At 48.0% G+C, this 1505-nt stretch carries 3 rRNA genes; all 3 read right to left on the bottom strand.

What is annotated here, in order from left to right:
- A 23S ribosomal RNA gene (locus WS40_RS10545) occupies positions 1-525 on the bottom strand; the annotation flags it as partial.
- Between the two features lie 288 nt (positions 526-813).
- A 5S ribosomal RNA gene (rrf, locus tag WS40_RS10540) occupies positions 814-931 on the bottom strand.
- A gap of 68 nt (positions 932-999) precedes the next feature.
- Positions 1000-1505 (bottom strand): 16S ribosomal RNA (locus WS40_RS10535); the annotation flags it as partial.

The raw sequence follows: 1505 nt of genomic DNA, 5'->3' as shown, positions 1-1505 counted from the left end.
TCCCGGGGTCCTTTTCACCTTTCCTTCACAGTACTATGCGCTATCGGTCACTAAGGAGTATTTAGCCTTGGGGGGTGGTCCCCCCGACTTCCCACAAGGTTTCTCGTGTCTCGTGGTACTTTGGATACTGCTTGTCTCTCTTTGTTTTCCCATACGGGGCTTTCACCCTCTCTGGCCGGCTTTCCCAATACCGTTCTGGTAACTCTGAGTATAACTTATTGCAGTCCTTAACCCTGCAGTGCACGCACCGCAGTTTAGGCTCCTTCCCTTTCGCTCGCCGCTACTCAGGAAATCGATGTTTCTTTCTTTTCCTCCGGGTACTTAGATGTTTCAGTTCCCCGGGTTCCCTTCCATACGTTATGGATTGGCGTATGGATACTTGAGGTTTACTCAAGTGGGTTTCCCCATTCAGAAATCTCCGGATCAAAGGATATTTGCTCCTCCCCGAAGCTTATCGCAGCTTATCACGTCTTTCATCGGCTCTTAGTGCCAAGGCATCCACCCTACGCTCTTACATGCTTGACCATAACCAGAATTGCATTTTCATACATTCCAGCCGCACAGATAGCGTTCTGTGCTCCCTGGTCGCGGGTATTTCTTGGTTCTTCTTGGTTTGTTTTTATTGGATAATCAATTTTACTTGATTATCACCTCGGATGTCTTGTTAAATATCTATAAGTTTTAACAATTGTGTTTGTATGCAGTTTTCAAGGTACATGTCTGACTGATGTTATCAGTCATTCAAATACAAAAGACTCTTTTGTACTCGGATCGCTGATAAAATCTTTTAAAAGAAATTTATTTTCTTTTTTAATCCGGCAGCCACCTGCTCTCCCATGCCGTCTCCAGCATAGTACCATCGGCCTCCTGGGTCTTAACCATCGTGTTCGGGATGGGTACGGGTGTTTCCCCCAGGCGCATCGCCACCGGAAAGCTTGTTACCAATCTCTTGATAACTAAACAGTATAACCAATTTCCTTACTTGTTTCTTTTCCTTAGAAAGGAGGTGATCCAGCCGCACCTTCCGATACGGCTACCTTGTTACGACTTCACCCCAGTTACCAGTCCTGCCTTCGGCAGCTCTCTCCTTTATGGTTGAGTCACTGACTTCGGGCATTACCGACTCCCATGGTGTGACGGGCGGTGTGTACAAGACCCGGGAACGTATTCACCGCAGCATTCTGATCTGCGATTACTAGCGATTCCAGCTTCATGTAGTCGAGTTGCAGACTACAATCCGAACTGAGACGTTATTTTTGAGATTTGCTCCAGATCACTCCTTCGCTTCCCTCTGTTTACGCCATTGTAGCACGTGTGTAGCCCTGCTCATAAGGGGCATGATGATTTGACGTCATCCCCACCTTCCTCCGGGTTATCCCCGGCAGTCTCATCAGAGTGCCCAGCTTCACCTGCTGGCTACTGACAATAAGGGTTGCGCTCGTTGCGGGACTTAACCCAACATCTCACGACACGAGCTGACGACAACCATGCACCACCTGTCTCCA

The organism is Ruminococcus sp. N15.MGS-57, assembly GCF_000980385.1.
Classification (GTDB): domain Bacteria; phylum Bacillota; class Clostridia; order Oscillospirales; family Ruminococcaceae; genus Hominimerdicola; species Hominimerdicola aceti.
This window is presented reverse-complemented; position numbering and strand designations above follow the sequence as displayed.